Origin of the sequence: Methylobacterium hispanicum, from assembly GCF_022179285.1 — a bacterium.
GTDB classification, from domain to species: Bacteria; Pseudomonadota; Alphaproteobacteria; order Rhizobiales; family Beijerinckiaceae; genus Methylobacterium; species Methylobacterium hispanicum.
Window position 1 is genome coordinate 83,947 of sequence record NZ_BPQO01000003.1, and the last position, 25,588, is coordinate 109,534.

Here is a 25,588-nt window from a genome sequence, read left to right on the forward strand (position 1 = left end):
GGGTGGACGGGACCGGATCGGGATCCGGGGTCGAGGAGGATCCGCCGGAGGAACCCCGCCCGCAAGGCGAAAGCGGGGCAGCCCTCGCCCGCGGGCGATGCCGCCCGGCGGGTGTTGCGTTCCGGACTCGGAGGAGAGGCCGTCGGCGCGCTAGGCGCCGCGGTTCAGGACGCAGCTCAGGTCCTGGCTCAGGTTCTGGCTCAGTTCTTGGCCACGAAGCACTGGCCGCCCGCGCCCTGCAGCGCGCTGCACAGGCTCGTCGCCTCGGCCTTGGCGAGCGGCCCGACGCGCACGCGGTAGATGGTCTTGCCGTTGACCTCGGCCTGGCGGATCAGCTCGGGCTTGCCGGCGAGCTGGCTGTACTTGCGCTGCATCTCGCGGAGCGCCGTCTGGGCGTCGCCCGCGCTGCCGCGCACGCCGAGCTGCACCGAGAAGCCGCCGACCGCGGCGGTGCTCAGAGCCGGCGCGTCGGCCGCGGCCGTGGTGGTGGGCTCGGCCGGGATGCCGGCCTCCGGCGACGCGGAGGCGAGGCGCTGGGGGGCCTTGCGGATCGAGGGCACGGGGCGCGGCTGCTCGGCGACGGCCTCCGGCGCGGCTGGCGCGGCCGCCTGGACCGGGGCCTGCGGCGTCGCGGCGGCGAGGCGCGCGGGCCGGGCGCGCGGGGCCGGCTCCTCGGTCGGCATCGTCATGGTGGGGATCGGCGAGGCGGGCGCCGCCTCGGCCTCGCGCTCGGGGGCGGGGGCCGTGGCCGGCGGGGTGTCGGGCTTCACCGCCACGGTGCGGACGCGGCGGGGCTCGCCGAAGGCGTCGAGCGGGGCGCTGCCCGGGGTCACGGTGCCGGTCTGGGCCGCGCGGGCGGCCTGGCCGATGTCGATCGGCTGCTCCTCGCGGTTGACGATGCGGATCTGGCTGTCCTTCGCCTTCGGCTCGTAGATCTGCCGGTTCTGGTCCGGGATCTCGACGCCGTCGGCGACCTTCGGGGCAACCTTGAGCGGCGCGGTGTCGGCCTGGATCACCGGCACGCCGCCGGAATGGCCGCCGCCGAGGCCCTTGTAGGCGAGCGCGCCGGTCACCGCGACGGCGACGACGGCCACGCCCGCGCCCAAGGAGGCGAGCCGGCGGCGGGGCCGCACGCGCTTCAGGCCGCGCTGGTCGGCGACCACGGGCTCCTCGCCGTAGCTCTCCGGCGGCGCCTGCTCGACGGAGGCGAGGTACTGGTCGAAGGCGTCGGCCGGGGTGGGGCGATGCGATTCGGGGGCGAAGCTCGGCTCGACGCGGCCCTGCCAGGACGGGTCCGTCGCGGTCGGCTGGGCGCCCTGCGCTGCGCGGTCCTGCACGTCGCGCCGCTCGTCGCGGGCGGCGAGCAGGGCGCGGAAGGGGTCGTCCTGCCCGACGATGCGGGCCAGCTCGGCGAGCGGATCCTTGCCCGCCGGGGCGCCCGGCTTGGCCATGGTCTGCTGCCGAAGCTCGCGCGCGAAGGCTTCGAGGTCGAGCTGGGCGCGCGCGGCATTCGTCATGGCAGCAATCTCCCTCTAACGCCGATCCGGGCGTCAGCGCATCTCGTCGGGTGCGGTGACGCCCAGCACTGCGAGACCGGAAGCGAGCGTGTTCCGCACGGCCTCGACGAGGGCCAGCCTCGCCTCGGTCGACTTTCGGTCCGTTGCATTAACAAACCGTAATTGCGGCAAGTCTTTGCCCTTGTTCCAGAAACTATGCAGCGAACTCGCGACTTCGTAGAGATGGAAGGCGATGCGGTGCGGCTCGTGCGCGACGGCGGCCGCCTCCAGCACCCGGGGGTACTGCGCGACGAGGCGCATCATCTCGATCTCCCCCGAATCGGCGAGCATGCCGAGATCGGCCCCCGCGAGCGCCGCGGCGTCCGAGAAATCCGTGTCGGGATAGGCCTCGCGGGCCTGCCGCTGCACCGAGCGGGCGCGGGCATGGGCGTACTGCACGTAGAAGACCGGGTTATCCTTCGACTGCTCGACCACCTTGGCGAGGTCGAAATCGAGGGTGGCGTCGTTCTTCCGGTAGAGCATCATGAAGCGGATCGCGTCGCGCCCGACCTCGTCGATGACCTCGCGCAAGGTCACGAACTCGCCCGCGCGCTTGCTCATCTTCACGGGCTCGCCCGCGCGCAGCAGCCGCACGAGCTGGCAGAGCTTCACGTCGAGGGTGGCCTCACCCTCCGAGACCGCCTTCACGGCCGCCTGCATGCGCTTGACGTAGCCGCCGTGGTCGGCGCCCAGCACGTCGATCATCTCGCGGGCACCGCGCAGGAACTTGTCGCGGTGGTAGGCGATGTCGGCCGCGAAGTAGGTGTAGGTGCCGTCCGACTTCAGCAGCGGTCGGTCGGTATCGTCGCCGAACTCGCGCGTGCGGAACAGCGTCTGCTCGCGGTCCTCCCAATCCTCGGGCAGCTGGCCCTTGGGCGGGGGCAGGCGCCCCTCGTAGACGAGGCCGCGCGCCCGCAGCGCGTCGAGCAATTCGCCCACCGCGCCGCTGTCCTGCAGCGCGCGCTCGGAGAAGAACACGTCGTGGCGGATGCCGATCGCCGCGAGGTCGTCGCGGATCATGTCCATCATGGCGGCGAGCGCTGCGTCGCGCACGGTCGGCAACCACTCGGATTCCGGCTTGTCGGCGAGGCTGTCGCCGTACTCCGCCGCGAGCCTCTGGCCCACCGGGATCAGGTAGTCGCCCGGATAGAGCCCCTCCCCCACCACGGCGTCGCTGCGGCCCAGCGCCTGGAGGTAGCGGATGTGGGCCGAGCGGGCCAGCACCACGACCTGGGCGCCCGCGTCGTTGATGTAGTACTCGCGCACGACCTCGCGGCCCGCCGCGACGAGGAGGTTCGCCAGCGCGTCGCCGAAGACCGCGCCGCGGCCGTGGCCGACATGCATCGGCCCCGTCGGGTTGGCCGAGACGTACTCGATGTTGACCGGCCCGCCCGCCATCGTCGCGCTGCCGAAGCCCGCCGGGTCGGCGAGCGCGGCGCGCACCACGTCGTGCAGGACGCCTGGCACCAGCCGCAGGTTGATGAAGCCCGGGCCCGCCACGGCGGCCTCGGTGACGCGCGGGTCGGCGCGCAGCTCCGCGGCCAGCGCCTCGCCGAGCGCCTTCGGGTTGGACCGCGCCTCCTTGGCCAGCACCAGGGCGGCGTTGGTGGCCAGATCCCCGTGGCTGGGGTCGCGCGGCGGCTCGACCACCACGCGGGAGAGGTCGAGCCCCTCGGGCAGGGTTCCGGAACGGGTCAGCGCTTCGAGGGCCTCGCGCACGCGCGCCTCGAACAGGGCGAAGATGTTCATGATCGTGTCGTCGGATCCGTCGCAGGGGCCGCCCGGAACGGACGGGGGCGGCGCGTGCCGTGATGCCCGCGCATAGCAAGGGGGACGGTCCAAGTCACGGTAGCAAGTCACGGCAGCAAGTCACGGCAGCAAGTCACGGCAGCACTGACGGCAGGGCGTCGGCGCGGGCGTCGGGGCCCGCGGCCGGGGGCGCGTCGCCCCGCCGGGCATGAGGACTGTGTTGTCCACCGGGATGGGAATATCTGCGTAGATATCCGGCTTGAACCGGCACGGCCAAGTTTGCGTTGACTTGCGTGTCGCGCCGCTTTCGCGCGCTGGAGAACACGAGATGAAGGCCCTTGTTCTGGCTGGCGCGGCGCTCGGCGCCGGCCTGGTGATGACGCCCGCGGGCGCTGAGGCCGGCCCCTACGGCTACGGCGGACATCGCGGCGGCTACGGCGGCGGTTACGGCGGGGGCTTCGCGGGTCACCGCGGCTTCTACGGCGGCCGGAGCTTCGGCTATCGCGGCTACGCCGGCCGCGGCTTCGGCTACGGTGGGGGTTATGGCGGGCGCGGCTTCGGCTACCGGGCGGCCGGCTACGGCTATCGCGGCGGATTCTACGGCGGCCGGGGCTATTACGGCGGGCGCGGCTACGGCCGGGGTCTCGGCCTCGGGCTCGCCGGCGCGGGGATCGGCCTCGCGGCGGGCACGCTCGCGGCCGGCAGCTACGGCTACGGCGCGCCCTATTACGGCACGAACGGCTACGGCTCCTACGGCTACGCCCCGGTCGGCTACAGCTACCCGTCCTACGGCTACGCCGCCCCCGCCTACGGCTACAGCGCCGGCTGCGGCTGCTGGTAGGCGCGCACCCGCTCGCCCGGCCTCAGGGCTCGGCGAGCGGCAGGCCGCGGCTCGGCGGGGACCAGTGCAGGTCCGGCGTCGAGCGGAAGAGGCTCCGGTGGGCGAGCACCGCGTAGGTGTCGGTCATGCCGGCGATGTAGTCGCTGATCCGCCGCGCCACCCGGGCCTCGGAGGCGTCGCTCAGCCCCGCGCTCCACTCCTCGGGCATCCGGGCCGGGTCGGCCGAGAAGGCCGCGAACAGGTCGGCCACGATGGCGTTCGCCTTGGCGCGCACCGCCATCACCCCGGGATGGCGGTACATCCGCGCGTAGAGGAAGCGCTTGATGTCGGCATCCGCCGCCGCGATCGCCGGCGAGAAGGCGATGACCGGCGCGCCCGCCGCGCGGATGTCCTCCACGCTCGCGGGCGCCAGCGCCGCGATGCGCCGCTCTCCCTGCCCGATCAGGTCCTCGACGAAGCGGGTGATCACCCGCCGGGCCAGTTCGTGGATCTTGCGCGAGGTCTCGAGGTTCGGGTGGAGCCCGTCGATCTCGTCGAGGAGATCCTTGAGGAAGGGTACCGCCGCCAGATCGGCGAGGTCGAAGAGGCCGGCCCGCAGGCCGTCGTCGAGGTCGTGGCTGTCGTAGGCGATGTCGTCGGCGAGCGCCGCGACCTGCGCCTCCGGCCCGGCATGGTTGGCGAGTTCCAGCGGGTAGAGCGCGTCGAATTCGAGGATCGCTGCCGGGATGCCGGCTTGCCTGTAGCGCGGCGTCGGGGTGCCGTCGGCCTCCAGCAGCGGGCCGTTGTGCTTGACCAGACCCTCCAGCGTCTCCCAGGCGAGGTTGAGACCGTCGAAGCCGGCGTAGCGCCGCTCCAGCCGCGTCACGATGCGCAGCGCCTGGGCGTTGTGGTCGAACCCGCCGTAGGGCGCCATGCAGGCGTCGAGCGCGTCCTCGCCCGTGTGGCCGAAGCAGGTGTGGCCGAGGTCGTGGGAGAGCGCCAACGCCTCGGCCAGATCCTCGTCGAGGCCGAGCGCCCGGGCGAGCGCCCGGGCGATCTGGCTGACCTCCAGGGTGTGGGTGAGGCGCGTGCGGTAATGGTCGCCCTCGTGGTGCACGAAGACCTGGGTCTTGTGCTTGAGCCGCCGGAAGGCGGTGGCGTGCACGATGCGGTCGCGGTCGCGCTGGAAGGCGCTGCGGGTCGGCGAGGCCGGCTCGGGGATCAGCCGACCGCGCGTGCAGGCCGGATCGGTGGCGTAGGGCGCGCGCCAGCGCTCACCGGGTGGCCGCACGCACCGTCCTCCGCCGCGATACCCGCCTCCGCCGCGATACCCGCATGACGCCTCTTCCGAGCTCCCCTGCCCTGCCGCCGCGTTGCGGGGCCCGTCCGTCGCCCATATCTTGTGGGCCGGAGGGCGCCCGGCAATCGTCGGCCGCCCGCTTACCCACAAGGCCTTCCGGTAGATCCATGTCCGATGCATCCATGGCCGAGATCACCCTGACCCCCCGCGCCGCCCGGCGCATCAACGAGATCATGGGCGCCGAGCCGGCCGGCTCCGTGCTGCGCATCAGCGTCAACGGCGGCGGCTGCTCGGGCTTCTCCTACGCCTTCGACATCGCCCGCGACCGCGTCGACCAGGACGTGGCGGTGGAGCGCGACGGCGCGACCGTGGTGATCGATCCGGTCTCGCTCGAGTACATGAGTGGCTCGACCATCGATTTCGTGAACGACCTGATCGGCCAGTCCTTCAAGATCGTGAACCCGCAGGCCACGGCCTCCTGCGGCTGCGGCACGTCGTTCTCGATCTAAGGTCCGGGGATCCCCAAGGGCCTCAGGCCCTTGGGCGGGGTCCCGGGGCGCGCAGCCCCGGATTGGTCTCCTCCCCCGGCAGAGCCGGGGGAGGAGACCAACAGCAGGGCTCTGCCCTGCACCCGCCAAAGGTCTCGACCTTTGGAATCCGGGATTTCGGCCCGGTGCCCTACCACTCCCACTCGGCGCCGACGCCGAGGCTGGTGCGGCCGTCGCTGCCGGCCTCGCCCTGGACCTTCACCCGGCGCGTCACGTCGTAGTTGATCACCGCGCCCGTGTCGGCGGGCTTGGCGCCGGCCTTCACGCCGACGCTGAGCCGGTCCGAGAGGTAGCGCGAGGCGCCGACCGCCGGGCCGCCGCTGGTGCCGGTCGAGACGTCGAGGCTGTCGAGGCCGAGCCCCTTGCGGGCCGCCTCGAACACGTCCGGGCCCCCCGCCCCGCCGGAGAGCTGCGACACGGCCTGGGCCAGCTGCAGCGCCTGGAACGGCGACAGGCTGCCCGAGGCCTTCTTGAAGAGGAGCCGCGACAGCACCTCGTCCTGCGGCAGGGTCGGGTCCGACGAGATCTCGAAGGCGGGCTGGTTGGCCGGGCCCGTCACCGCGATGCGGGCCGTGATGTCGGTGGCCTTGGTCTCGGCCAGGAAGTCGAGGTCCGGCCGGGTCAATTCGCCCCCGAAGGTCAGGCGCCCGCGGGTGAAGTCGAGGCGCTGGCCGATGATCTGCAGCCGCCCGCGGCGCATCTCGAAGGCGCCGGTCGCCCCTGGATCCCGCGAGGAGCCGGTGACGCGCAAGCTCCCGCCGAGCTCGGCGTCGATGCCGCGGCCCCGCACGAAGATGCGGTTCGGCGCCTCCACGCGCACGTCGAGGGTGGCGTCGAAGGGCGCCGCGGCCCGGCCCCGCTTGCCCGCGGCGGGCTGGCGCACCTGCGGCCGGCTGGCGAGGCGGGCCCGCACCTCCGGCGTGGTGTTGACCCGCCGCGTGCCCGGCAGCGGCTTCACGGTCGCGGGGAGGCGGTCGGGCACCGAGACCTCGACCGAGGCGAGATCGACCCGGCCGGTGATGGTCGGCCGCTGCGCCAGCGGTCCGCTCAAGGAGAGGTCGAGCCCCGCCACCGCGGTGACGAGGGGGCTCGATACCAGCTCGGCGTTGCGCCCGGCGATGCGAAGGCTGCCCGGGAAGCCCCGGGCCGGCTCCAGCGCGACGCGGCCCTCGGCGCTGAGCGTGCCGCCGTTGCGGGTCGCGGCAGTCAGGCGTTCCAGCACGATCGTGTCGCCGCGCCCGACCGCCCGACCCTGGATGTCGGTGAGACGGATGCCCTGGAGCGGGTCGGTGAAGCTGCCGCCCGAGAGCGTCGCCGCGCCCTCGGCCCGGGGCGCGGCCGGCGTGCCGCCGACCCGGGCATCGATCGCCACGCGCCCGCCGACCCGCTGCCCGGTGGCGCTGAGCAGGCTGTTGGCGAGCGCCGCGTCGAGGGTGCCGCGGGCGGTGAGCGCCAGGGCCTCGTCGGGATCGACCGGCAGCGAGCCGCCGAGCGCGAGGTCCGCGCCGCGGCCCGCGCTGACCCGGCCGTCAATGCCGATCCGGCCGTCACTGAGGGTGCCGGAGGCGCGCGCCTCGACCGGCGGCAGGCCGGCCCGGCGGGTCTCGGGCGTCACCACCCGGGCGAGGTTCAGGCTGTAGCGGCCGCTCGGCCGCTCCGGCGTGCCGGCGAGGTCGGCCTCGCCGTCGAGGGTGCCGGAGATCTGGAGCTTCGGGCTGGCGATCCGGGCGAGCGCCAGCGGCAGGGCCTTGATGCCAACCTTCAGGTCGAGGGCGTCGCGGCCCGCCCGGCCGGCGAGCGAGAGGCGACCCGAGCCCGCCGCCACCGCGAGGCTGTCCACCGCGACCGCGCCGTCCGCGAAGGTGAGCGTGGCGGGCACGGCGAGCGCCAGCCGGTCGGCCCCGCGCGCCGCGCTGAAGCGGGCGAGCGCGAGCCGCAGCGGCGGGCCCGGCATCAGCCGGGCGGCGCCGTCGAGGTCGAAGCCGCGGGCCTTGGCCGCGAGCACGAGGTCGGTCGCCTGGGGCCCGCCGGTCGCGGTCAGGCGGACCGTGTCGAGGCTCTCGCCCGCCGCGGTCAGCCGGTCCGCCTCGAGCCGCCCGTCGAGGCGCGGCGCGGCACGCAGGTCCGAGCCCGCGAGGTCGGCGTCGAGCCGGGCGAGGCCGATCTCCCCGGCGCGGATCTGCGCCGCGCGCGCCTTCAGCGCCGCGTCCTGGCGGCCACCCGCGCGGGAGAGCGCGACGTCGGCCTCCAGGCTGCCGCCGAGGCGGGTCAGCGCCAGGGCCGAGAGGTCGTCGAGGTCGCCGGCCTTCAGCGCGAGCTTGCCGTCCGCCAGCCAGGAATCCGCGGCGAGCCGGCCCTGCCCTGCGACGCTCACCGAGCCGAGGCCGAGATCGAGCCGGTCGAGCTGCCAGTCGGCGCCCGCCCGGGCGAGGTGGAGGCCGCCCGCGAGCGGCTTGCCGCCGACGCTGCCGGCGAGCTTGAGGTTGGCGTCCGCCTGGCCCAGCGCGTCCGTGACGGTGGCGTCGGCGCGCAAGGCCCGGATCGGGCGCCCGAGCGCGCTCGCCTCCGGGGCCTCGATCACGGCGGCGAGGTTCGGGCGCTCCAGGGTGCCGGTGAGCCGGCCCGACAGGGTGGCCCGGCCGCCGAGCCGCTCGTCGAGCCCGGAGAGGTCCTTCAGGTCGATGTCGGCCCGCGCGTCGGCGAGCCGCGCGGTGGCGCGGCCCTCCAGCCGGGCGATCAGGCGCGCGCCTTCGAGCCGCACCGCCTCGAAGCCGTAGCCGTCGTAGACGGTCGAGAGCCGGCCGGTGAAGCGGGGCGTCTCGCCGATCAGCCGGTCGAGCACCGGCTCGCCCAGCGCAAGGTCGCCCGCGCGCAGGTCCACGTCGGCCGAGACCGCCCGGCGGGCCGGGTCGCCGCCGAGCTTGGCCGTGCCCGCGAGGCTGCCCGCGAGGCGCCGCCCGGCGATCCCTGAGAAGGCCGAGACGTCGCCGAGCCGTCCCTCCGCCATGCCCGAGAGCGTGTTGCGGCCGATCCGCCCCGCATAGGTCGCGGCGAGCGTCGGCGCCTCCAGGGCGAGGCGCGAGACGGTGAGCACGTTGTCGGGGTCGAGGCTGCCGGCGAAATCGAGGGCGGCCCGTCCGCCGATCGCCCGCTGCAGGGCCGGGTCGGCGAGCGCCAAGCCCTCCACCCGCGCGTCGGCGGAGAGCGCGAAGCGCTGCGCGTCGGCGGGCTCGGCCCGGATGTTCGCCTCGACCCGGTCGAGCGCGCTGTCCTCCGCGCGCAGGCCCGCGGCGCGCAGCGTACCCAGCACCTTCGGCCGGCCGAGCGGGCCCTTGAGGCTCGCGTCGAGCACCAGCGTGCGGATCTCGGCCCGCTCGGTCCTGGTGACGTCGCCCTCGGTCGGCACCGCGCGGGCCTGGAGCAGGAAGTCGGCGTTGCGCGCCGCGTCCAGGCTGCCGCGGGCCTCCAGCCGCGCGGTGCGGGAGGCGAGTTCGAGCCGGTCGATCCGCAGCGCCCCGCTGTCGGCGAAGCCGATGGCCCCGTCGAGCTTCGTCGTGCCGGCGAAGACCGCCGCGGCCGGTCCGGGCAGCAGGCCCTCGACCCGGGCGGCGAGGTCGAGGCCGAGGCGCCGCTCCGCCCCGACCCGGGAGATCCGGGCGCCGCCCTTGGCGCCGATGCCCTCGCCCGCGTCGAAGTTCAGGCGGGCGTTCCAGGCGTCGAGGGTGCCGCGCCCGTCGAGGTCGAGCGCGACCGGCGGCTCGCCCGGCACGTTCAGGCCCCGCGAGAGCAGGCCGCCCGCGGGCTCGCTCAGCACGGTCTTGATCTCCAGCCGCTCGCCCTGCGGCACGAAGAGCAGGCGGGCCGCGAAGCTGCCGCCCGCGTCGAGCCGGTTGACGCTGAGATCCAGGTCGAGCCCCTCGGCCGGGTTGCCGAGACGGACCTTGCCGCTCGCCGCGAGCCGGGCGTTCTGGCCGGCGACGGGTTCGGCCAGGGCCAGCTCGTCGAGGCGAAACCCCTTCACCTCGATCTTCACGGGCAGGTCCGGCAGCAGGGTGCCGTCGGGTTCCTCGGTCGGCGGGTGGGCGGCGGGGATCGGGCGGCGCAGCACCGCGATCTTCCCGATCTCCAGGCTGTCCACCTCCAGGCGGCCCGACAGCAGGGCGAGCCGCCGCCAGACGATGCGGGCGCGGTCGAGCCGCAGCCAGACGCCGTCGCGGTCGCTGATCGCCACGTCGCGGATGGTGGCATCCGAGGAGAGCGCCCCATCGACCGCGCCGATCGCGACCCGGGAGGACGGGGTGGAGAGGGCCTTGGAGAGGAGGCCGCCGAGGACAGATTTCTCGCCCTCGTCGGCCGCGCGGGTGGGCGTGACGGGGCCGGAGAGAGTCAGGACCAGAAGGCCCGCGACGGCGACCACCCACACCCTCCCCCGCAGAGGGGGGAGGGAGAGCCGCGGGGGCCGTCCGAAAGACCTCGAAAGCACCATCAGAACGCCTGTCCCAGGCTGATGTAGAGGGCGGCCGGGGGCTCGTGGTATCCCTTGATCCGGTCGAGCGGGAAGGCGACGTCGACACGGATCGGGCCGATGCCGGTGTAGTAGCGAAGCCCCAGGCCCACCGACGTGCGGATGCGCTCGTCGAAGTTGGGCAGCGAGCCGGCGAACGCCGTGCCGGCGTCGAAGAACGGCACCACGCCGATCGTGTCCGTGACCTTGATGCGGGCCTCGAGCGAGGCCTCCAGCAGGCTCTTGCCGCCGACCGGCAGGCCGAAGGGACCGCGCGGCCCGAGCGTGCGATAGGGAAAGCCGCGCACCGAGCCGCCGCCGCCCGCGAAGAAACGGATGTTGGCCGGGATCTCCTCCAGCGAGGCCCCGGAGATCGAGCCGAAGCCGAGGCGGCCGGCGAGCACGTAGCGGGCATCCTCGTCGAGCGCCCAGTAGGTCGCCCCTTGAGCCTTCGCCACGAAGATCGACGGATCGGAGCCGAGGAAGCCCGCGTAGGGGGTGGCGGAGGCCGTGAGCCGCACGCCCCGGGTCGGGTCGAGCAGGCTGTCGGTCGAGTCGTAGGCGACCGAGGCGCCGACCCCCACCAGCCGGTAATCGACCTTGCCGAGCGCGTCCTGCGAGCGGCCGGCCTGCCCCTCGATGCCGAGTTGCGCGAAGAACGTGTCGGAGAAGCGCTGGCGCAGGCCCACCGTACCGCCGCCCGCATCGACCACGTAGCTCTGCTGCGCCTCGCGGCCCGCGAAGGCGCTCATCACGAGGTCGGTGCGCGAGCCCCAGAGCGCGGGCTTCACGAAGGTCGCGCCGAGCCGCCCGCCGAGGCCGTTGGAGTCGATCCCCGCGAGCTTGCGCTGGCGCGCGTAGAGGTCGTTGCCGAGGTAGTAGACGTCGGCGTCGAGCCGCAGCGTCTCGCCCCCGCCGAACAGGTTGCGGTTGGTGTAGGTCGCCCGCACGCCGGGCCCGTCGACGGTCGAGTAGCGGGCCGACACGCCGACGAGGTTCCGCGGCCGCTCGGTGAGATCCACGAAGATCGGCAGGTTGCCCTCGGCATCGAGCGCCTCGCCCTCGCGTACCCGGACCGAGCCCAGAGCCTCGATCTTCGCGAGTGATCGGCGCATGTCGGCGAGCGCCTTGGGCGAATAGGGGTCGCCCGGCTCGGTGTAGATGAAGGAGCGGATGACCGCCGGATCGACGCCCTCGGCGCCCCGCACCGCGACCGGCCCGAGCCCCGCCTTCGGGCCGGCATCGAGCGTCAGCGTCACGTCCATCGCGCGCGCGGCGTCGTCCACCACGGGGTCGCGCCGGACCACCTTGGCGAAGGGGTGGCCGAGCCCGCGCAGGCGATCGACGACCGCCGCCTCGCGGGCGAGCACCGTGGCCGAGCGGGCCGGGGTGTCGGGATCGACCCGGGTCAGGCGCTCGGGGATCAGCTCGGCGGGCAGCGGCCGGCCCGCCGGATCCAGCACCGCGACACGGCGCAGGTGGTAGAGCGGGCCCGGATCGACCGCGATCTTCACCGGCACGAGCGCCCGGCCGCGCTCGATCTCCGCCGCGCGGGCGGCCCGGTCCAGCGAGGCCTCGCCGGAGAGCGTGACGTCGCCGACCCGCACCGCGGCCCGGCCCGCGTAGTAGCCGTAGCCCTCCAGCACCTCGGGGAGCTTGCGCAGGTCCGCCTCGCCGCGGCGCGCCAGCCCCTCCCCGTCCGGGGGCGGCTCGCGGCGGAGCTTGTACAGGCTGGAGGCGTCCTGCAGGGCGGTGACGAGGGCGTCGTCGTCCGCGCCGCGCACCTTCACGTCGTAGGGCAGCGCCGTGGCGGAGGGTTGGAGCGGCGCCTCGCTATCGCCGAACAGCCCGAACAGGTCGAAGGCGGCTGCCGGTGCCGGGCCGCCGAGGGCGGCCGCCAGCCCGGCCCACAGGCCCGCCCGCGCGAGCCACGCGCCGGCCTGCCCGCCGGCCGAGGCCCGGGGATCGCACGGGGGTGGGCGGCTCCTCACGCGGGGCGCGACCGCGTGCCTCCCGGCGCGCGCGCGGTCGCGCGGCGCGGTGCGTTCGAGACGCGTCCGAACGGGCCGGAACCCGGCGATGCGGTCGTCATGGTTGAAGCCCCCCGCTTCAGGTGCCGGCCCGGCACGGCGGCTCCGGGCGAGCGGGACCGCGGACGGGCCGCGACCGGGAGACCGGAGGGGGCGGGCGCGAGCCCCACCGATCCCCCCGCAGGCCCCCACCCGCGAATGGGCAAGCCTAGCCGCACGGGCCCGGCCCGGCAACCTCAAGGGTCCCGGCACGGTGTCGCGGGGCGCGCCGGGGCCGTTCGCGCGTCTCGTCGCGCAGGGGTTCGCCACGCATTCCGCACAGGGTCGTCCACAGGCTGGCGCGCCGCCCGGCACGCGGCGGAGGGATGCCTGGGCTGCACCGGAGGGCGCGCCGCGACCTTGCCGGATCGGGTACGACACCCTACCTCAGGCAGCGTCCGGATCGACGGCCCGACGCGCGAGCCTGGCTCCGCGGTCCGGGCCGGAGCGGCTCTCACGCGCCGCGATGACCGGCCCGGTTGAGGTATTTCGGCATCCGTCACGAAAACTTTCGTCGGAAGGACGACAAATGTTACCGAAGCGGGCCCTTGCGGGCGCCGACGTCGGTTGCATCGGGCGGACGCATCGGTCATTGGCGGTCCGTCCCAATCCGAGAACGGCCCGAGCCCGAGGCTCGCGGTCCGCACCCGTCGTCCAGCCCGACCGAACCGGTCCGGTGGGGCTGGACGGAAGCACGACATCGAACACCGAACGAGAAAGGCCAGATGAGCGCATTCGACTACAGGAACTTCGACGACCGCCGCCAGAACTCCGCCAACGCCAAGGCCGCCCTGCTGGCCAAGTTCAAGGCCCGCCCGCCGGCCGACGACCCGGAGGTCCGGGCCAAGGCCGAGGCCCGCGCCGCGGTCACGCGCGCCCGTGAGGAGCGCACCCGCGAGCGCGAGGCTGCCCGCGTCGCCGCCGAGTTGAAGGCCGCGGAGGAGAAGCGCGCCCGCGAGGAGGCGGAACTCGCCGCCCAGATCGCCCGCGAGCAGGCCGAGGCGCAGGCCCTGCAGGAGCGCAAGGCCGCCGAGCTCAACGCCAAGAAGGAAGCGCGTGACGCCCGCTACGCCGCCCGCAAGGCCAAGGCGAAGGTGAAGCGCTGAGACGGCGCGGCCCTCGGGCCGCCGCCCCGGTACCGGATCGACGATCCATCGACGCCGTCCGCGCCCCCGGCGCGGGCGGCGTCGCCATGTCGGGCCTCCGCCGGCCGGCTCCCCTGGCGCAGGGATCCCCTTGGCGCAGGGATCCCCTTGGCGCGCGGCCGGCGCGTTCCATGTGCTCGTCTCCCGACCCACGCGGAATCGAGCGATGCGCCGCCTGCTCCCTACGCTTCCGATGCTCCTCGTCGCGCTCCCGGCCATGGCCCAGGGGCCGGCCGGCGCGGTTCCGGCCTGCGAGAACCTCGTGGCCCTGCGCCAGCTCGCCGCACGCGCGGGCGAGGACCGGGTGCGCGCCGCGGCGCAGGTCTCCAGTCAGCCCGGCTGCCGTCTGGTCCCGCGCGACGCGGTCGGGGCGGTCGAGCACCGCGCGATGGTGGGCGGCGCGCCCTACGAATGCCTCGCTCTGGCGACGGGCGGCTGCCTGTGGGTGATGCCCTGAGGGGGCGCCCTCCACCGGTTCGGAGCCTCCGGACTGGGCGGTCAGCGCGAAAAAATCCAGAGACCGCACGGTTTTCAATGGGTTGCGGAGCTTTGCTGGTGCGCGGCCTCAGGATTCGCTCGACGGGTGAAAAGGCGTTCCTATACCAAGGGATGGCGCGGATCGTTGATGCGGCGCATGATCTGGTGCGCGATCGTCGCGGAGGTCGTCGAGCCGGGGCACGGCGCCGTCGCTCGCGCGCGAGGTCTCAGGATCGGGCCGGCTCCGCTTCCTCCGAGGCCGGGGCGCACTATTGTTCCGGGCATCGGCCCGCACGGGGCCGCAGGGAGGTGATCCGTACGATGGCCAGCACGCGCGCGATGATCGGGGCCTGTCTCGGGATGACGCTGGCGGCGCTCGCCGCGGACGGGGCGCGGGCGGAGCCGCCGATCCGCGGGCCGCAGGACGCCGCCTGCCGCAACGAGGCCCGGGGCCGGGTGTTCTCGGCGCCCAATCCGCGCGGCCTGGAGCCCGAGGCGCTGGGCCGGCAGATCTACCACGCCTGCATGCGCCGGGCGAAGCACCGCCGCTAGGGCATCGTCCGATATCCGGGCCCCGCCGCGCGGCCCGCGCTCAGGCCCGCGCGCGACGGGCGCCGGCGAGATCGATCAGGTTGGACGGCCGGGGCAGGAAGGCGACGCCGAGGCAATCGTCCCGCCGCCAGACCACCCGGACGCGCCGCACCTCGTCGCGCAGCGGAATCGCGAGATCGATCTCGTCGGGGAGCGGCACGGCACCGCTGAAATCCAGGCGCGCGCCCTCGGCGCTGAGGTTGCGGATGCGGCAGGACAGCGTCTGCGCACCGTGGTTGAAGGTGATCGCGCCGCCGAGGAATGTCCGGCTCCGCCCCTGCCGTCGCCGCTCGCTCATGTCATCTCCTTCCGTGTCCGACGATCATCTCAGGTCGGAACGCGCCTGGGAAGGAATTCGCAGTCCGATCTGCCGTTAAAGCGCGGTTAGGCTTAACGCGGCGGGGTTCCGGACGTGCGAAGGGGCCGGCGATCCTCTCGGATCGCCGGCCCCTCGGGACCGTCGGGGTGCGGCGGGGAGGCCGCCGCGTGGATCAGGCTGCGGCCGCGGCGGCCGCGCCGGTCGGAACCTCGGAGATCGTCTTCAGCACCTGGCTGGCGATCTGGTAGGGGTCGCCCATCGAGTTCGGGCGGCGATCCTCGAGATAGCCCTTGTAGTCGTTCTTCACGAAGGAGTGCGGCACGCGGACCGAGGCGCCGCGGTCGGCCACGCCGTAGGAAAACTTGTTCCAGGGCGCCGTCTCGTGCTTGCCGGTCAGGCGCTTGTCGTTGTCCGGGCCGTAGACGGCGATGTGATCGTGCAGGTTCTTCTCGAAGGCCGCCATCAGGGCCTCGAAATAGGCCTTGCCGCCGACCTCCCGCAGGTGGGCGGTCGAGAAGTTGCAGTGCATGCCCGAGCCGTTCCAGTCGGTGTCGCCGAGCGGCTTGCAATGGTACTCGATGTCGATCTCGTACTGCTCGCAGAGGCGCTGGAGCAGGTAGCGGGCCATCCACATCTCGTCGGCGGCCTTCTTGGAGCCCTTGCCGAAGATCTGGAACTCCCACTGGCCCTTGGCCACCTCGGCGTTGATGCCCTCGTGGTTGATGCCGGCGGCGAGGCAGAGGTCGAGATGCTCCTCGACGATCTTGCGCGCCACGGGGCCGACGTTCGAGGCGCCGACGCCGCAATAGTACGGGCCCTGCGGGGCCGGGTAGCCGCTCTCGGGGAAGCCGAGCGGGCGGCCGTTCTGGTAGAGGAAGTACTCCTGCTCGAAGCCGAACCACGCGCCCTCGTCGTCGAGGATGGTGGCGCGCTTGTTCGACTCGTGCGGGGTGACGCCGTCCGGCATCATCACCTCGCAGAGCACCAGTACGCCGTTGGTGCGGGCCGGGTCGGGGAAGTGGCGGATCGGCTTCAGCATGCAGTCGGAGGAGCCGCCCTCGGCCTGCTTGGTCGAGGAGCCGTCGAAGCCCCACATCGGCAACTGCTCGAGGGTCGGGAACTCGGAGAATTCCTTGATCTGGGTCTTGCCGCGCAGGTTTGGGACCGGCGTGTAGCCGTCGAGCCAGATGTATTCGAGCTTGTACTTCGTCATCGTGATTCTCTCGTCAAACCCTGGCAAAAGCCTTGGCGAACGCGGACCCTGCACGCCGGCCTCGCGCGCCGGCGACGGCTCGGCGGCCCCCTTGCACGGCCCGTGCCACACGCGAGGGCGAGCCGCGACGCGGAATGCGGGTCGGCGATGGAACCGGAGGGAGGGCGCGCGGCTTGTCTCGCTCCCGCCGCGCCCTCCTCTGCCGGCTCCGGGTTAATGCCCGCCTTCTGGGCAGTGCCGGGCGGGCCTCGAAATCGCACAGCGAACAGGCAGCGATCTTCGGAATCGTGAGCGATCAGGCGGCAAAGGATTCCGCAAGGGGCTGTGTGCGCAAATTGCCGGCAAAAGCTGATTTATGGAGTGCAGAACGCGCAAAGAGTAGGCATCTTCCCGTCGACAGCGCCGCCGATGCGTTGAGACCCCATCGCTGACAGGGAGCGTCGCGCCCCATGAACACGGACCTTCACCGCCCCACCGCCAAGATCTACACGTTCCCGGTGGGCGGCCGCGCCGGCCAGGGGGCCCGCCCGGCCGCGCCCGCCGCCGCCCCGCAGGTCTGCGCCGTCGACGGCGGCTACCACGAGGCCGCCATCCAGGAGGAGGCCGAGCGCAACCGGACCCCGCGGGGCCGGTGAGGGCGGCTGGCCGCCCTGAGCGGCCGACGGCGCCTCTCCCGCCCCGCGGCGCGGGACCCGTGCCGCCTCACACCCCGAAGATCGACCAGCCCATGCGCCGGGTCAGGGTTTCCAGCGCGATGCGGCCGAGATGCGAGTTGCCGGCGGCGTCCAGCCCCGGCGACCAGACCGCGATCGAGGCCCGGCCCGGCGCCACCGCCAGGATGCCGCCCCCCACTCCGCTCTTGCCGGGCAGGCCGACCCGGTAGGCGAAATCGCCCGAGCCGTCGTAGTGGCCGCAGGTCAGCATGATCGCGTTGATGCGGCGCGCCCGCTCGGCGGAGATCACGGTGTGGCCCGTGACCGGGTTGCGGCCCGCATGGGCCAGGAACTGCCCGGCCGTGGCGAGCTGGCGGCAGGACATCGCGATGGCGCAGTGGTGGAAGTAGACGCCCAGCGTGTAGACGACCGGATTGTCGAGCACGCCGAAGGATTTCATGTAGTTGGCCAGCGCCGCGTTGCGGAATCCCGTGCGCTGCTCGGATGCCGCCACCGCCTCGTCGATGACGATCGAACTATCCTGCGCCAGGAACTGCAGGAAGCGCAGGATCTCGCCGAGCGCCTCCCGCGGCTGGTGGCCGGACAGGATCACGTCGGTGACCGCGATCGCGCCCGCGTTGATGAAGGGGTTGCGCGGGATGCCGCGCTCGCGCTCCAGCTGCACGATCGAGTTGAAGGGGCTGCCCGAGGGCTCCCGCCCGACCCGGCGCCAGAGCCGGTCGCCGACCATGCCGAGCGCCAGCGTCAGGGTGAAGACCTTCGAGATGCTCTGGATCGAGAAGGGCGCGTCCGCGTCGCCCCCGGTCGCGACGCGGCCCTGCGTGTCGATCACCGCGATGCCGAAGCGGCGCGGATCGACGGTGGCGAGTTCCGGGATGTAGTCGGCGACCGCGCCGCGGTCGGGCCGCTCGCGCATCTCCTCGGCGATCTCGCGGACGGCCTGTTCGAGTTCGGCGGCCGTGTGGCTCATGCGGGCGGGCTCATGCGGGCGGACTCATGCGGGCGGACTCATGGCTTGCGTGTTCCGGCGGGAGGCCGCCGACACGCCGCGAAAGATCCGGTCGGGGGCGAAGGGGGTTGCGGTCGGGCGGTGGCCGGTGGCGTCGCGGATCGCGCTGGCCAGCGCGGCGGCGACCGGGTTGAACGGGCTCTCGCTCATCGACTTGGCGCCGAGCGGGCCGACCGTGTCGTGGGTCTCGGCGAACAGCACCCGCGTGCGCGGCACGTCCGCGAAGGCCGGGACGTGGTAGTCGCGAAAGCTGCGGGTGACGACCCGGCCGTCGTCGAGCCGCATGTCCTCGTAGAGCGCGGCGCCGATCGCCTGCGCCACCCCGCCCTCGATCTGGCCGCGGCACTGCATCGGGTTGATCACCCGGCCCGCATCGGCCGCGTGGATGCTGTCGAGGATGCGCACCGCGCCCGTGCCCTCGTGCACCGCGACCCGGAAGGCCTGCACGTTGAAGGCGACCGAGCGGGGCGTGCCGGTGGCGTGCCCCTCGGCCTCCAGGCCGGCGAGGTCGGCGAGCGGCACCTGCCCCTCCGGAAAGGTCAGGCCGTCGGCCTCCGGGCGCCCCGTCCCCGGGTCGGCCCCGAGCCGCGCGGCCGCCGCCGTCCGCAGCGCCTCGGCCAGCGCGCACGCGGCCCTGTGGGTCGCCTGGCCCGCGACCACGATGCCGGTGCTGCCGTAGGCGCCGGTGTCGAAGCCGACCGCGTCGGTGTCGCCCGCCTCCAGGCGGATCCGGTCGAGGCTCGTGCCCAGAGCCGCGGCCGCGAGCTGGGCGTGCACGGTGGCGGTGCCGTTGCCGAACTCGGCGGTGCCGACCCGGAGCGTGTAGCGGCCGTCCGCGCCGAGCCGGATCCGCGCTTCGGCGAGATGGCCCCGGGGCGGGATCGTGTCGATCATGCCGAGCGCCATCCCCTGCCCTACGCGCCAGCCGGGTTCGGTCTCCGGTTCCGGCAGAGCCCGCAGGGCGCCCTCGACGAGGTCGAGGCACTGGTCGAGGCCGTAGCTGCCGTACCGCACGTCGTGCGGCTCCAGGCTCGTCGAGACCATCGGGTCGCCCGGCCGCACCGCGTTGCGGCGGCGCAGCGCGAACGGGTCGATGCCGAGGGCGCGGGCCAGTTCGTCCATCGCCGATTCCATCGCGAAGATGGTCTGGCTCAGGCCGTAGCCGCGAAACGCCCCGGCGGGCAGGGTGTTGGTGTAGGCGCTGTACCCGTCGACCCGCTTGTTCGGGCAGCGATAGACCGCGATCACCTCGTTGCAGCCGTGGTGCAGCACGCCGCCCGCGTGGTTGCCGTAGGCGCCGGTCTCGGCGAGCACCTCGAGCGCGATGGCGGTGAGCGTGCCGCAGGCCTTCGCGCCGAGGCGCACCCGCACCCGCATCGGGTGGCGGGTGGCGGTGGCCGCGAACTGCTCCTCGCGGGTGAGTTCCCAGACCACGGGGCGCTTCAGCCTCAGCACGGCCAGTGCGACCAGGTCCTCGGTCAACATCTCCTGCTTGCCGCCGAAGCCGCCGCCGACCCGGCCGCAGACGACGCGCACCCGCTCGCGCGGCAGGTCGTAGAGCGCGCAGAGCGCGTCGCGGGTGAGGAAGGGGACCTGGGTCGAGGCGCGGATGACGAGGCGCCCGTCCGCGTCGAGCCAGCCCATCGCCGCGTGGGTCTCCAGATGCGCGTGCTGCACCCGCTGCGAGACGTAGGTGCCCTCGTGCACCGCGTCGGCCTCGGCCAAGCCGGCCTCGACGTCGCCGATCCGCCCGTGCGCCTCGGCCGCGAGGTTCGGGTGGCTGTGCCGCGGGGGCGCGTCGGCGCCGGGCTCCGGGGCGGGGCGGTCGGCGGGGTCGTGCACGAGCGGCGCGCCGGGCGCCAGCGCCGCCTCCGGGTCGAGCACCGCCGGGCGGATCTCGTAATCGACGGCGATCAGGCGGATCGCGGCTTCGGCCACCGCCTCGCTCTCCGCCACCACCGCGGCGACGCGCTGGCCGATGAACCGGATCACCGGATCGAGCACGCGGGTGTCGGCGGCGTCGTCGCGCGGGTCGTGGTGGCGGGCGGTCGAGAAGGGGCGCTCCGGCGCGTCCGCGTGGGTGAGCACCGCGACGACACCGGGCAGGGCGCGCGCCGCCCCCGCGTCGATCGCGCGGATGCGGGCGCTCGCGTGGGGCGCGCGCAGCACCTTGATGTGCAGCAGGCCCGGCGGCGCGAGATCGAGCGTGTAGGCGGCGCGCCCCGTCACGACGGCGGGTCCCGCCGGCGCCGGCAGGCAGCGCCCGACCGGGTCGGCGCCGGGCTCCGGCGTCTCGGCCCGCGCGAGCCCGTCGAGCGCGTCGGCGACCGCGCCGTAGCCGGTGCAGCGGCAGAGGTTGCCCTTCAGCGCGGCGTCGAGGTCCCGGCGACGGCCCTGGTCGAGGGCGGCGGCCGTCATCACCAGGCCGGGGGTGCAGAAGCCGCACTGGAAGCCCTGCGCGGCCAGGAAGGCCGCCTGCATCGGGTGGAGGTCCGCGGGCACGGGCGCGCCCGGCGCGCAGGGGCCGGCGAGGCCCTCGATCGTGGTGACGGCCCGCCCCGCCGCCCGGAAGGCCGGGGTGATGCAGGCGTGGACGGGCTCGCCGTCGAGGTGGACCGTGCAGGCGCCGCAATCGCCCGCGTCGCAGCCCTTCTTGACGCCGAACCAGCCGAGGCCGCGCAGGTAGGTGCGCAGGCACTGGCCGGGGCGGGCGTCGGCCGCCTGCGCCTGCCCGTTGACGGTGAGCCGCATCACGCCCCCTCCCCCGCGAGCTCGTCCCGGATCTCCGCGGCGAGCAGCCCCGTGACGTGGCGGCGCCAGTCCGGCGCGCCGTGCACGTCGTCGTGCCAGATGTCCTCCGGGATCGCCGCGAGCGCGTCTTCGAGCGCGGGCGCGTCCGGCACGGCGGCGAAGCGGACCTGCAGCGGCCGGCGGGTCGCGGCCGTCACCGTGAGGGCGAAGGCTCCCGCCCCGTCCCGCGTGCCGATCAGCAGCGCGCCGGAGCGGCCGTTCGGGCTCAGGGAAATGCGCCGGAACGCGCTGCGGCGGCGCAGCGCCTCGGCCGGCAGGTCGATCCGGCGCAGCACCTCGCCGGGGCGCAGCGCCGTCGCGCGCGGCCCGAGCACGAGGTCGAGCACGGGGAGACGCCGCTCCGCCCCCTCCGGCGTCCAGATCAGGCCGGTGCCGTCGAGGGCGCAGGCGAGCGCGATCATCGGCCCGGCCGGCAGGGCGAGGCAGAGGTTGCCGCCGACGGTCGCCGCGTTCCAGACCTTGAACGAGCCGAGCAGCGCCCGGCAGCACTGCCCGACGAGCGGGCGCGCCGCCCAGTCCGCGGGCAGGTCGAGCCGCTCCAGGGCCGCGATGGTGCAGGTGGCGGCGAGTTCGAGGCCCGCCGCCGAGATCGCGTGCGGCGCCCAGCCGAGGCCCGCGAGATCGACGAGGCGGGCGAGCTGCGGCTGCGGCTCGGAGAACAGCCAGGTCCCGCCGGCGAGCCACGCATCGCCCGGCCGCCAGGGCGGCAGGGCCTCCCGGCCGCGGGGCGCCAGCACGCTCTCGATCGTGTTGAGGTCCATGCGGAGCGCCCTCGCAAGACTCCGTCCATCTCCCTCCGCGGGTATCGCGGATGCGGGGCCGGGCTCAAGCGGGGCGCGCTCCGCCCAGCCGCTACTCCTTGCCCGCCGTCATCAGCAGGCGCTCGGTGCGGGCGTCCTCGATGCGGTTGACCATGCGGCGCGATTCGTGGACGTCGCGCACCGTCTTGGTCATCGTCACGCAGGACTGGATCAGCATCACCGTGCCCATGGCGAAGTAGCCCTTGAGCCAGATGTCGATCGGCATGAACACGATGCCGAGCGCCACCATCGCGACGGAGCCGGCGAACGAGGCGTAGGTGAAGCTCACCCAGCCGGAGGAGTGCTGCTGCGACGGGTCGTGGGTCATGCGCGTGTCTCCTGATAATCGGGACGAGGGGATGCGTCGAAGGGATCGGGCGATGGATCAGGCGGTCGCGGCGGCCGCGGCCGGCTCGGCGGCGCGTCGGCGCAGGCGCTCCAGCACGGCGCCGCCGGTCGGCGTCCCGGAGGATCCCTCCGCCGGGCCGAAGCCGGCCCGCTCCAGGCGCGCGCCGATGTCCCGGCCGGGCTCGGCCTCGGCCAGCGCCGCCTCCGTGTCGGCGGCCTCGGCCTGGAGCGCGCGGAGCCGCGCCAGCGTCGCCTCGGCCTCGCGCAAGGTGGCGGCGTCCTGCCGGGCGGCGCCCGCGCCGAGGCGGCGGACCGCCTCCTGCGCGGCGGCGACGCGCCGGCCCCGCTCCAGCTCGGCCTGCCGCCGCGTCGCCTCGGCGACGCGCTCCCGGATGCGCCCGATCTCGGCGGCGAAGCGGGCCCGCGCCGCCGTGAGCGCGTCGCGCTCGGCCTCGAGGTCGGCGATGGCCCCGGCCGCCTCTCCGGCGAGGTCCTCGCGCCCGCCCCGGAGGGCGGCCACCGCCTGCGCCTCCAGTGCGGCGATGCGCGCCTCCGCCTCCTCCAGGCGCCGCGCCTCCGCCCGGTCGCCCGCCACCGCCACGGCGAGCGCCTGCCGGCCCCGCTCCAGCCCGGCGCGGGTCTCGCGGATCTGCTGGTCCAGAATCAGCAGCGCGTTACGATCGAAGATCTCCTCGGCGGCCCGCGCCGCCTGGCCACGCAACAGGGTCTCGAACAGCTTGAACATGGGCTCGCTCCGCTCCGTGAACGATGTTCATGAGAAGCTTGGTCGCACGGTCATGAACAGTGTTCAGTGCGTTTCGGCACCTGCGGCGCCGCGTCCGCGGCGCGACGGAGCGGGCGCGTGAGCGCCGGCGACCGCCCCGGCGGCGCGCCGGAGGACGCGCGCGAGGACCGTCGCGAGGACCGTCGCGAGGACGCGCGCGAGGGCCGTCGCGAGGACGCGCGCGAGGACCGTCGCGAGGAGCGCCGGGCGGCCCTGCGGGAGGCCCTGGTGAGCGCCGCCGAGCGCACCGTCGCGGCCCAGGGGCTCTCCGGGCTCCGGGCGCGGGATCTGGCGCGGGAGGCGGGCTGCGCGGTCGGGGCGATCTACACCGTGTTTCCCGATCTCGACGCCCTGGCGCTCGCGGTGAACCTGCGCACCCTCAACCTGTTCGACGCGGCGCTCGGACCCGTCGGGCGGCCGGGCGGGGCGATCGCCGGCCCGGGCGCGGCCGCCGACGAGCTTGTGCGGCTCGGCCTGGCCTACCTGGCCTTCGCAGAGGCGCATCCGCTGCGCTGGGACGCGCTGTTCCGGCACCGGCCGCCGCCCGGGCAGCGGGCGCCGGACTGGTACGTGGCCGAGCAGGCGCGCCTGTTCAGCCGCATCGAGCGCCCCCTGGGCGCGCTCCGCCCCGACCTGCCGGAGCCGGAGCGCCGGCTGCTCGCCCGCAGCCTGTTCTCGGCCACCCACGGCATCGTCGCCCTGGGGCTCGACGAGCAGCGCATGGCGCTGCCCGCCGCGACGCTCGGAGTACAGCTCGAGACGCTGGTCCGGGCCATGGCGGCAGGTCTGGCTCGCCGGGACTAAGTCCGATCGTCGGTCAAGAAAAAATTCGCATCTGCGATGAGGCGGAAGTCAACCTTCGCTTCATGGCACGACAGGTTACGCAGATGTTTCAATCAAGTCGCGGCCTTTATATGATCGTTAATGATGTGTGACTAACGGGAGGACTGTTGACGACGATCTAGGACGATAAGGATACGGCGATGGCGCTCAACCTCAAGCAATGGTTGGCAGGGTTGTTCGGGTTGATGCTCGTCCTGGCGCTGGCGCAGGGCGGCTTGGCGCTCGTCAAGCTCGACGCGGTTGCGGCCCGGACGACGCTGCTGCTCGACGACACGATCCCGTCGGTCAATGCCGCGCACGGCATCAACGCCACCATCATCCGCACGCGGCTCTGGCAGTTCCGCTACGTCACGGCCGAGAGCGACACCGCGCGGGCCGAGAGCCTGGCCAAGGTCGCCGAGTTCGCGAACGACCGGAACGGGCAGATCGAGCTCTATCGCGCGCGCGTCAGCTCGGCGGCGGAGCAGAAGGTCTACGACGACCTCCTCGCCAAGCTCGCCCTGCTGAAGCCGGACTGGGACCGGCTGCGCGCCTTCCCGGCCGAGCGCCACGACGAGGCCATGGCCTTCTTCCGCGGGCCGATGAACGCGAACTACCTCGCGGTCTCCGGCGCGGCGCGCGCCCTCGTGGACGTCAACCTCGCGGCGGCCAGGACCGCCGACGCGGAGGTCCGTGCCGAGCAGGCCTCGGCCACCCGCGCGACGCTGCTGATGCTCGGCGTCGCCGTGCTGATCGCGCTCGGCGCAATGGCCTTCTGCTTCCTCGGCGTGTCGCGCCCGATCGAGCGCATGACCGGGGCGATGCGGCGCCTCGCTGGCGGGGACACGGACTCCGAGATTCCCTATGGCGGGCGCCGCGACGAGATCGGCGCGATGGCGGGCGCCGTGCAAGTGTTCCGCGAGAACCTCGTCCGGACCCGCGCGCTGGAGGCGGAGACGGCCCTCGCCCGCGCCTCCGCCGAGGAGCAGCGCCGGGCCGGCATGCGCCAGCTGGCCGACGGCTTCGAGCAGGCGGTCGGCGGCATCGTCGGCATGGTCTCGTCCGCGGCGAGCGAATTGCAGGCCACCGCCCAGGGCATGAGCGCCACCGCGGGCCAGACGGCGGGTCAGTCCAGCAGCGTCGCGGCGGCCGCCGCCCAGGCGGCCTCCAACGTCAACACCGTTGCGGCGGCGGCGGAGGAACTCGGCTCGTCGGTGGCCGAGATCGGCCGGCAGGTCTCTGGCTCGGCCGACCTCGCCCAGGCCGCGGTGGCGGAGGCCGACGCCACGGCCGGCCTCGTGCAGGATCTGGCCCAGGCCGCCAGCCGCATCGGCGACGTGGTGGCGCTGATCTCGCAGATCGCCGGCCAGACCAACCTCTTGGCGCTCAACGCCACGATCGAGGCGGCGCGCGCCGGCGAGGCGGGGCGCGGCTTCGCGGTGGTGGCCGCCGAGGTGAAGGAGCTCGCCGCCCAGACGGCGCGGGCGACGGAGGAGATCTCAACGCAGATCGGCCGGATCCAGGGCTCGACGGATCAGGCGGTCGGCGCCATCGGCGGGATCGGCACGCGCATCCGCGAGATCTCGGGCGTGGCGGCCCAGATCGCGGCGGCGGTGGAGGAGCAGGGCGCGGCGACCCAGGAGATCGTGCGCAACGTCGCCCAGGCCTCGACGGGGACCAGCGAGGTGACGGTGAACATCGCGGGGGTGGCGGGGGCGGCCGAGGAGACGGGCGCGGCCGCCGCCCAGGTGCTGGCCTCGGCCTCCGAGCTGTCGCGCCAGTCCGAGCATCTCTCGGCGGAGGTGCAGCGCTTCCTCGCCACCGTGCGCGCCGCCTGAGGCCCGCCTCCGCGCCGCCGCTCGCGAGCGGCGGCGCGGGTCTCCCTCAGGATCTGCCGACAGGCAGGTCGGTTATCCACCGGTCTTTTCTTAACTTGGATCAGGTAGGGCCAACATAGGTCAGGATCATCGGCGTATTTGATCCGATACGATAAGCATATGTCGCACCGTTCGGGATGCCATTTGCGGAACCATTGAGCACCGCTCCGGT

Annotated in this window: 20 protein-coding genes; 8 read left to right on the forward strand and 12 right to left on the reverse strand. The window is 74.1% G+C overall.

Features of this window, described 5'->3' with window-relative positions; all coding sequences use genetic code 11:
• Positions 1–200: 200 nt before the first annotated feature.
• Positions 201–1,517 carry an SPOR domain-containing protein gene (locus MFF56_RS04390; protein WP_238229575.1) on the reverse strand — a complete coding sequence of 439 codons (1,317 nt, stop codon included), beginning with the start codon at positions 1,515–1,517 and terminating at the stop codon, positions 201–203.
• Between the two features lie 33 nt (positions 1,518–1,550).
• Positions 1,551–3,305 (reverse strand): arginine--tRNA ligase, encoded by a 1,755-nt coding sequence (gene argS / locus MFF56_RS04395; RefSeq protein WP_238229576.1) that lies wholly within the window; start codon positions 3,303–3,305, stop codon positions 1,551–1,553.
• Positions 3,306–3,633: 328 nt separating this feature from the next.
• On the opposite strand from argS, the gene MFF56_RS04400 reads away from it, so the two are divergent.
• Complete coding sequence (locus MFF56_RS04400; protein WP_238229577.1) at positions 3,634–4,146, forward strand: hypothetical protein; 513 nt, start codon at positions 3,634–3,636, stop codon at positions 4,144–4,146.
• Positions 4,147–4,168: 22 nt separating this feature from the next.
• On the opposite strand, the gene MFF56_RS04405 is transcribed toward MFF56_RS04400, so the two are convergent.
• Entirely contained in the window at positions 4,169–5,416 is a 1,248-nt protein-coding gene (locus MFF56_RS04405) for a deoxyguanosinetriphosphate triphosphohydrolase (protein ID WP_066918343.1), read from the reverse strand.
• A gap of 191 nt (positions 5,417–5,607) precedes the next feature.
• Here MFF56_RS04405 and MFF56_RS04410 point away from each other — a divergent pair, with 191 nt between their 5' ends.
• The gene (locus tag MFF56_RS04410) at positions 5,608–5,934 is read left to right on the forward strand and encodes a HesB/IscA family protein (protein WP_066918341.1); all 327 of its coding nucleotides are present in this window, start codon (positions 5,608–5,610) and stop codon (positions 5,932–5,934) included.
• Between the two features lie 169 nt (positions 5,935–6,103).
• Here MFF56_RS04410 and MFF56_RS04415 read toward each other — a convergent pair whose 3' ends face one another.
• Together MFF56_RS04415 and MFF56_RS04420 are read right to left on the reverse strand one after the other, a co-directional pair.
• Entirely contained in the window at positions 6,104–10,459 is a 4,356-nt protein-coding gene (locus MFF56_RS04415) for a translocation/assembly module TamB domain-containing protein (RefSeq protein ID WP_373324020.1), read from the reverse strand.
• Positions 10,459–12,390, reverse strand: a complete 1,932-nt coding sequence (locus MFF56_RS04420; protein WP_066927031.1) for an autotransporter assembly complex protein TamA — start codon at positions 12,388–12,390, stop codon at positions 10,459–10,461. The genes MFF56_RS04415 and MFF56_RS04420 overlap by 1 nt, the downstream gene beginning before the upstream one ends.
• A gap of 881 nt (positions 12,391–13,271) precedes the next feature.
• On the opposite strand from MFF56_RS04420, the gene MFF56_RS04425 reads away from it, so the two are divergent.
• The 3 genes from MFF56_RS04425 (at position 13,272) to MFF56_RS04435 (ending at position 14,720) form a co-directional block, all read left to right on the forward strand.
• Positions 13,272–13,652, forward strand: coding sequence for a DUF6481 family protein (locus MFF56_RS04425; RefSeq protein ID WP_066927027.1), 381 nt, complete (start codon positions 13,272–13,274; stop codon positions 13,650–13,652).
• Between the two features lie 205 nt (positions 13,653–13,857).
• Positions 13,858–14,148 carry a hypothetical protein gene (locus tag MFF56_RS04430; protein ID WP_066927026.1) on the forward strand — a complete coding sequence of 97 codons (291 nt, stop codon included), beginning with the start codon at positions 13,858–13,860 and terminating at the stop codon, positions 14,146–14,148.
• A 341-nt stretch (positions 14,149–14,489) separates the two neighbouring features.
• Positions 14,490–14,720 carry a hypothetical protein gene (locus tag MFF56_RS04435; RefSeq protein WP_238229579.1) on the forward strand — a complete coding sequence of 77 codons (231 nt, stop codon included), beginning with the start codon at positions 14,490–14,492 and terminating at the stop codon, positions 14,718–14,720.
• A 40-nt stretch (positions 14,721–14,760) separates the two neighbouring features.
• Here the strand turns inward: MFF56_RS04435 and MFF56_RS04440 are convergent, their stop codons facing one another.
• Together MFF56_RS04440 and MFF56_RS04445 are read right to left on the reverse strand one after the other, a co-directional pair.
• Positions 14,761–15,057, reverse strand: coding sequence for a PilZ domain-containing protein (locus MFF56_RS04440; RefSeq protein ID WP_066927025.1), 297 nt, complete (start codon positions 15,055–15,057; stop codon positions 14,761–14,763).
• 193 nt (positions 15,058–15,250) lie between these two features.
• Entirely contained in the window at positions 15,251–16,291 is a 1,041-nt protein-coding gene (locus MFF56_RS04445) for a glutamine synthetase beta-grasp domain-containing protein (RefSeq protein ID WP_066927023.1), read from the reverse strand.
• Positions 16,292–16,740: 449 nt separating this feature from the next.
• On the opposite strand from MFF56_RS04445, the gene MFF56_RS04450 reads away from it, so the two are divergent.
• A complete protein-coding gene (locus MFF56_RS04450; protein WP_066927022.1) occupies positions 16,741–16,926 on the forward strand; it encodes a DUF2735 domain-containing protein in 186 nt (61 codons plus the stop codon).
• A 67-nt stretch (positions 16,927–16,993) separates the two neighbouring features.
• Here the strand turns inward: MFF56_RS04450 and MFF56_RS04455 are convergent, their stop codons facing one another.
• From MFF56_RS04455 to MFF56_RS04475, 5 genes are all read right to left on the reverse strand, one after another.
• Positions 16,994–17,935, reverse strand: a complete 942-nt coding sequence (locus tag MFF56_RS04455) for a glutaminase (RefSeq protein WP_066927020.1) — start codon at positions 17,933–17,935, stop codon at positions 16,994–16,996.
• A 24-nt stretch (positions 17,936–17,959) separates the two neighbouring features.
• Positions 17,960–20,725 (reverse strand): molybdopterin-dependent oxidoreductase, encoded by a 2,766-nt coding sequence (locus MFF56_RS04460; protein ID WP_066927018.1) that lies wholly within the window; start codon positions 20,723–20,725, stop codon positions 17,960–17,962.
• The gene (locus MFF56_RS04465; protein WP_238229580.1) at positions 20,725–21,546 is read right to left on the reverse strand and encodes an FAD binding domain-containing protein; all 822 of its coding nucleotides are present in this window, start codon (positions 21,544–21,546) and stop codon (positions 20,725–20,727) included. The genes MFF56_RS04460 and MFF56_RS04465 overlap by 1 nt, the downstream gene beginning before the upstream one ends.
• Positions 21,547–21,637: 91 nt before the next feature.
• Entirely contained in the window at positions 21,638–21,913 is a 276-nt protein-coding gene (locus MFF56_RS04470; RefSeq protein ID WP_066918500.1) for a YiaA/YiaB family inner membrane protein, read from the reverse strand.
• Positions 21,914–21,970: 57 nt separating this feature from the next.
• Positions 21,971–22,678 carry a PspA/IM30 family protein gene (locus MFF56_RS04475; RefSeq protein ID WP_066918498.1) on the reverse strand — a complete coding sequence of 236 codons (708 nt, stop codon included), beginning with the start codon at positions 22,676–22,678 and terminating at the stop codon, positions 21,971–21,973.
• Between the two features lie 117 nt (positions 22,679–22,795).
• On the opposite strand from MFF56_RS04475, the gene MFF56_RS04480 reads away from it, so the two are divergent.
• On the forward strand, positions 22,796–23,521 hold the full coding sequence (locus MFF56_RS04480) for a TetR/AcrR family transcriptional regulator (protein WP_238229581.1): 726 nt from the start codon (positions 22,796–22,798) through the stop codon (positions 23,519–23,521).
• Positions 23,522–23,700: 179 nt separating this feature from the next.
• A complete protein-coding gene (locus MFF56_RS04485) occupies positions 23,701–25,377 on the forward strand; it encodes a methyl-accepting chemotaxis protein (RefSeq protein WP_238229582.1) in 1,677 nt (558 codons plus the stop codon).
• Positions 25,378–25,588: the final 211 nt, after the last annotated feature.

What these genes read in the sequence shown, in the direction of transcription:
- MFF56_RS04435 (WP_238229579.1), top strand. Translation starts at nt 14,490, where the DNA reads ATGGCCAGCACGCGCGCGATGATCGGGGCCTGTCTCGGGATGACGCTG.
- MFF56_RS04445 (WP_066927023.1), bottom strand. Translation starts at nt 16,291, where the DNA reads ATGACGAAGTACAAGCTCGAATACATCTGGCTCGACGGCTACACGCCG.
- MFF56_RS04425 (WP_066927027.1), top strand. Translation starts at nt 13,272, where the DNA reads ATGAGCGCATTCGACTACAGGAACTTCGACGACCGCCGCCAGAACTCC.
- MFF56_RS04470 (WP_066918500.1), bottom strand. Translation starts at nt 21,913, where the DNA reads ATGACCCACGACCCGTCGCAGCAGCACTCCTCCGGCTGGGTGAGCTTC.
- MFF56_RS04390 (WP_238229575.1), bottom strand. Translation starts at nt 1,517, where the DNA reads ATGACGAATGCCGCGCGCGCCCAGCTCGACCTCGAAGCCTTCGCGCGC.
- MFF56_RS04430 (WP_066927026.1), top strand. Translation starts at nt 13,858, where the DNA reads ATGCGCCGCCTGCTCCCTACGCTTCCGATGCTCCTCGTCGCGCTCCCG.
- MFF56_RS04450 (WP_066927022.1), top strand. Translation starts at nt 16,741, where the DNA reads ATGAACACGGACCTTCACCGCCCCACCGCCAAGATCTACACGTTCCCG.
- MFF56_RS04465 (WP_238229580.1), bottom strand. Translation starts at nt 21,546, where the DNA reads ATGGACCTCAACACGATCGAGAGCGTGCTGGCGCCCCGCGGCCGGGAG.
- MFF56_RS04460 (WP_066927018.1), bottom strand. Translation starts at nt 20,725, where the DNA reads ATGCGGCTCACCGTCAACGGGCAGGCGCAGGCGGCCGACGCCCGCCCC.
- MFF56_RS04485 (WP_238229582.1), top strand. Translation starts at nt 23,701, where the DNA reads ATGGCGCTCAACCTCAAGCAATGGTTGGCAGGGTTGTTCGGGTTGATG.
- MFF56_RS04415 (WP_373324020.1), bottom strand. Translation starts at nt 10,459, where the DNA reads ATGGTGCTTTCGAGGTCTTTCGGACGGCCCCCGCGGCTCTCCCTCCCC.
- MFF56_RS04455 (WP_066927020.1), bottom strand. Translation starts at nt 17,935, where the DNA reads ATGAGCCACACGGCCGCCGAACTCGAACAGGCCGTCCGCGAGATCGCC.
- MFF56_RS04400 (WP_238229577.1), top strand. Translation starts at nt 3,634, where the DNA reads ATGAAGGCCCTTGTTCTGGCTGGCGCGGCGCTCGGCGCCGGCCTGGTG.
- argS (WP_238229576.1), bottom strand. Translation starts at nt 3,305, where the DNA reads ATGAACATCTTCGCCCTGTTCGAGGCGCGCGTGCGCGAGGCCCTCGAA.
- MFF56_RS04440 (WP_066927025.1), bottom strand. Translation starts at nt 15,057, where the DNA reads ATGAGCGAGCGGCGACGGCAGGGGCGGAGCCGGACATTCCTCGGCGGC.
- MFF56_RS04410 (WP_066918341.1), top strand. Translation starts at nt 5,608, where the DNA reads ATGGCCGAGATCACCCTGACCCCCCGCGCCGCCCGGCGCATCAACGAG.
- MFF56_RS04475 (WP_066918498.1), bottom strand. Translation starts at nt 22,678, where the DNA reads ATGTTCAAGCTGTTCGAGACCCTGTTGCGTGGCCAGGCGGCGCGGGCC.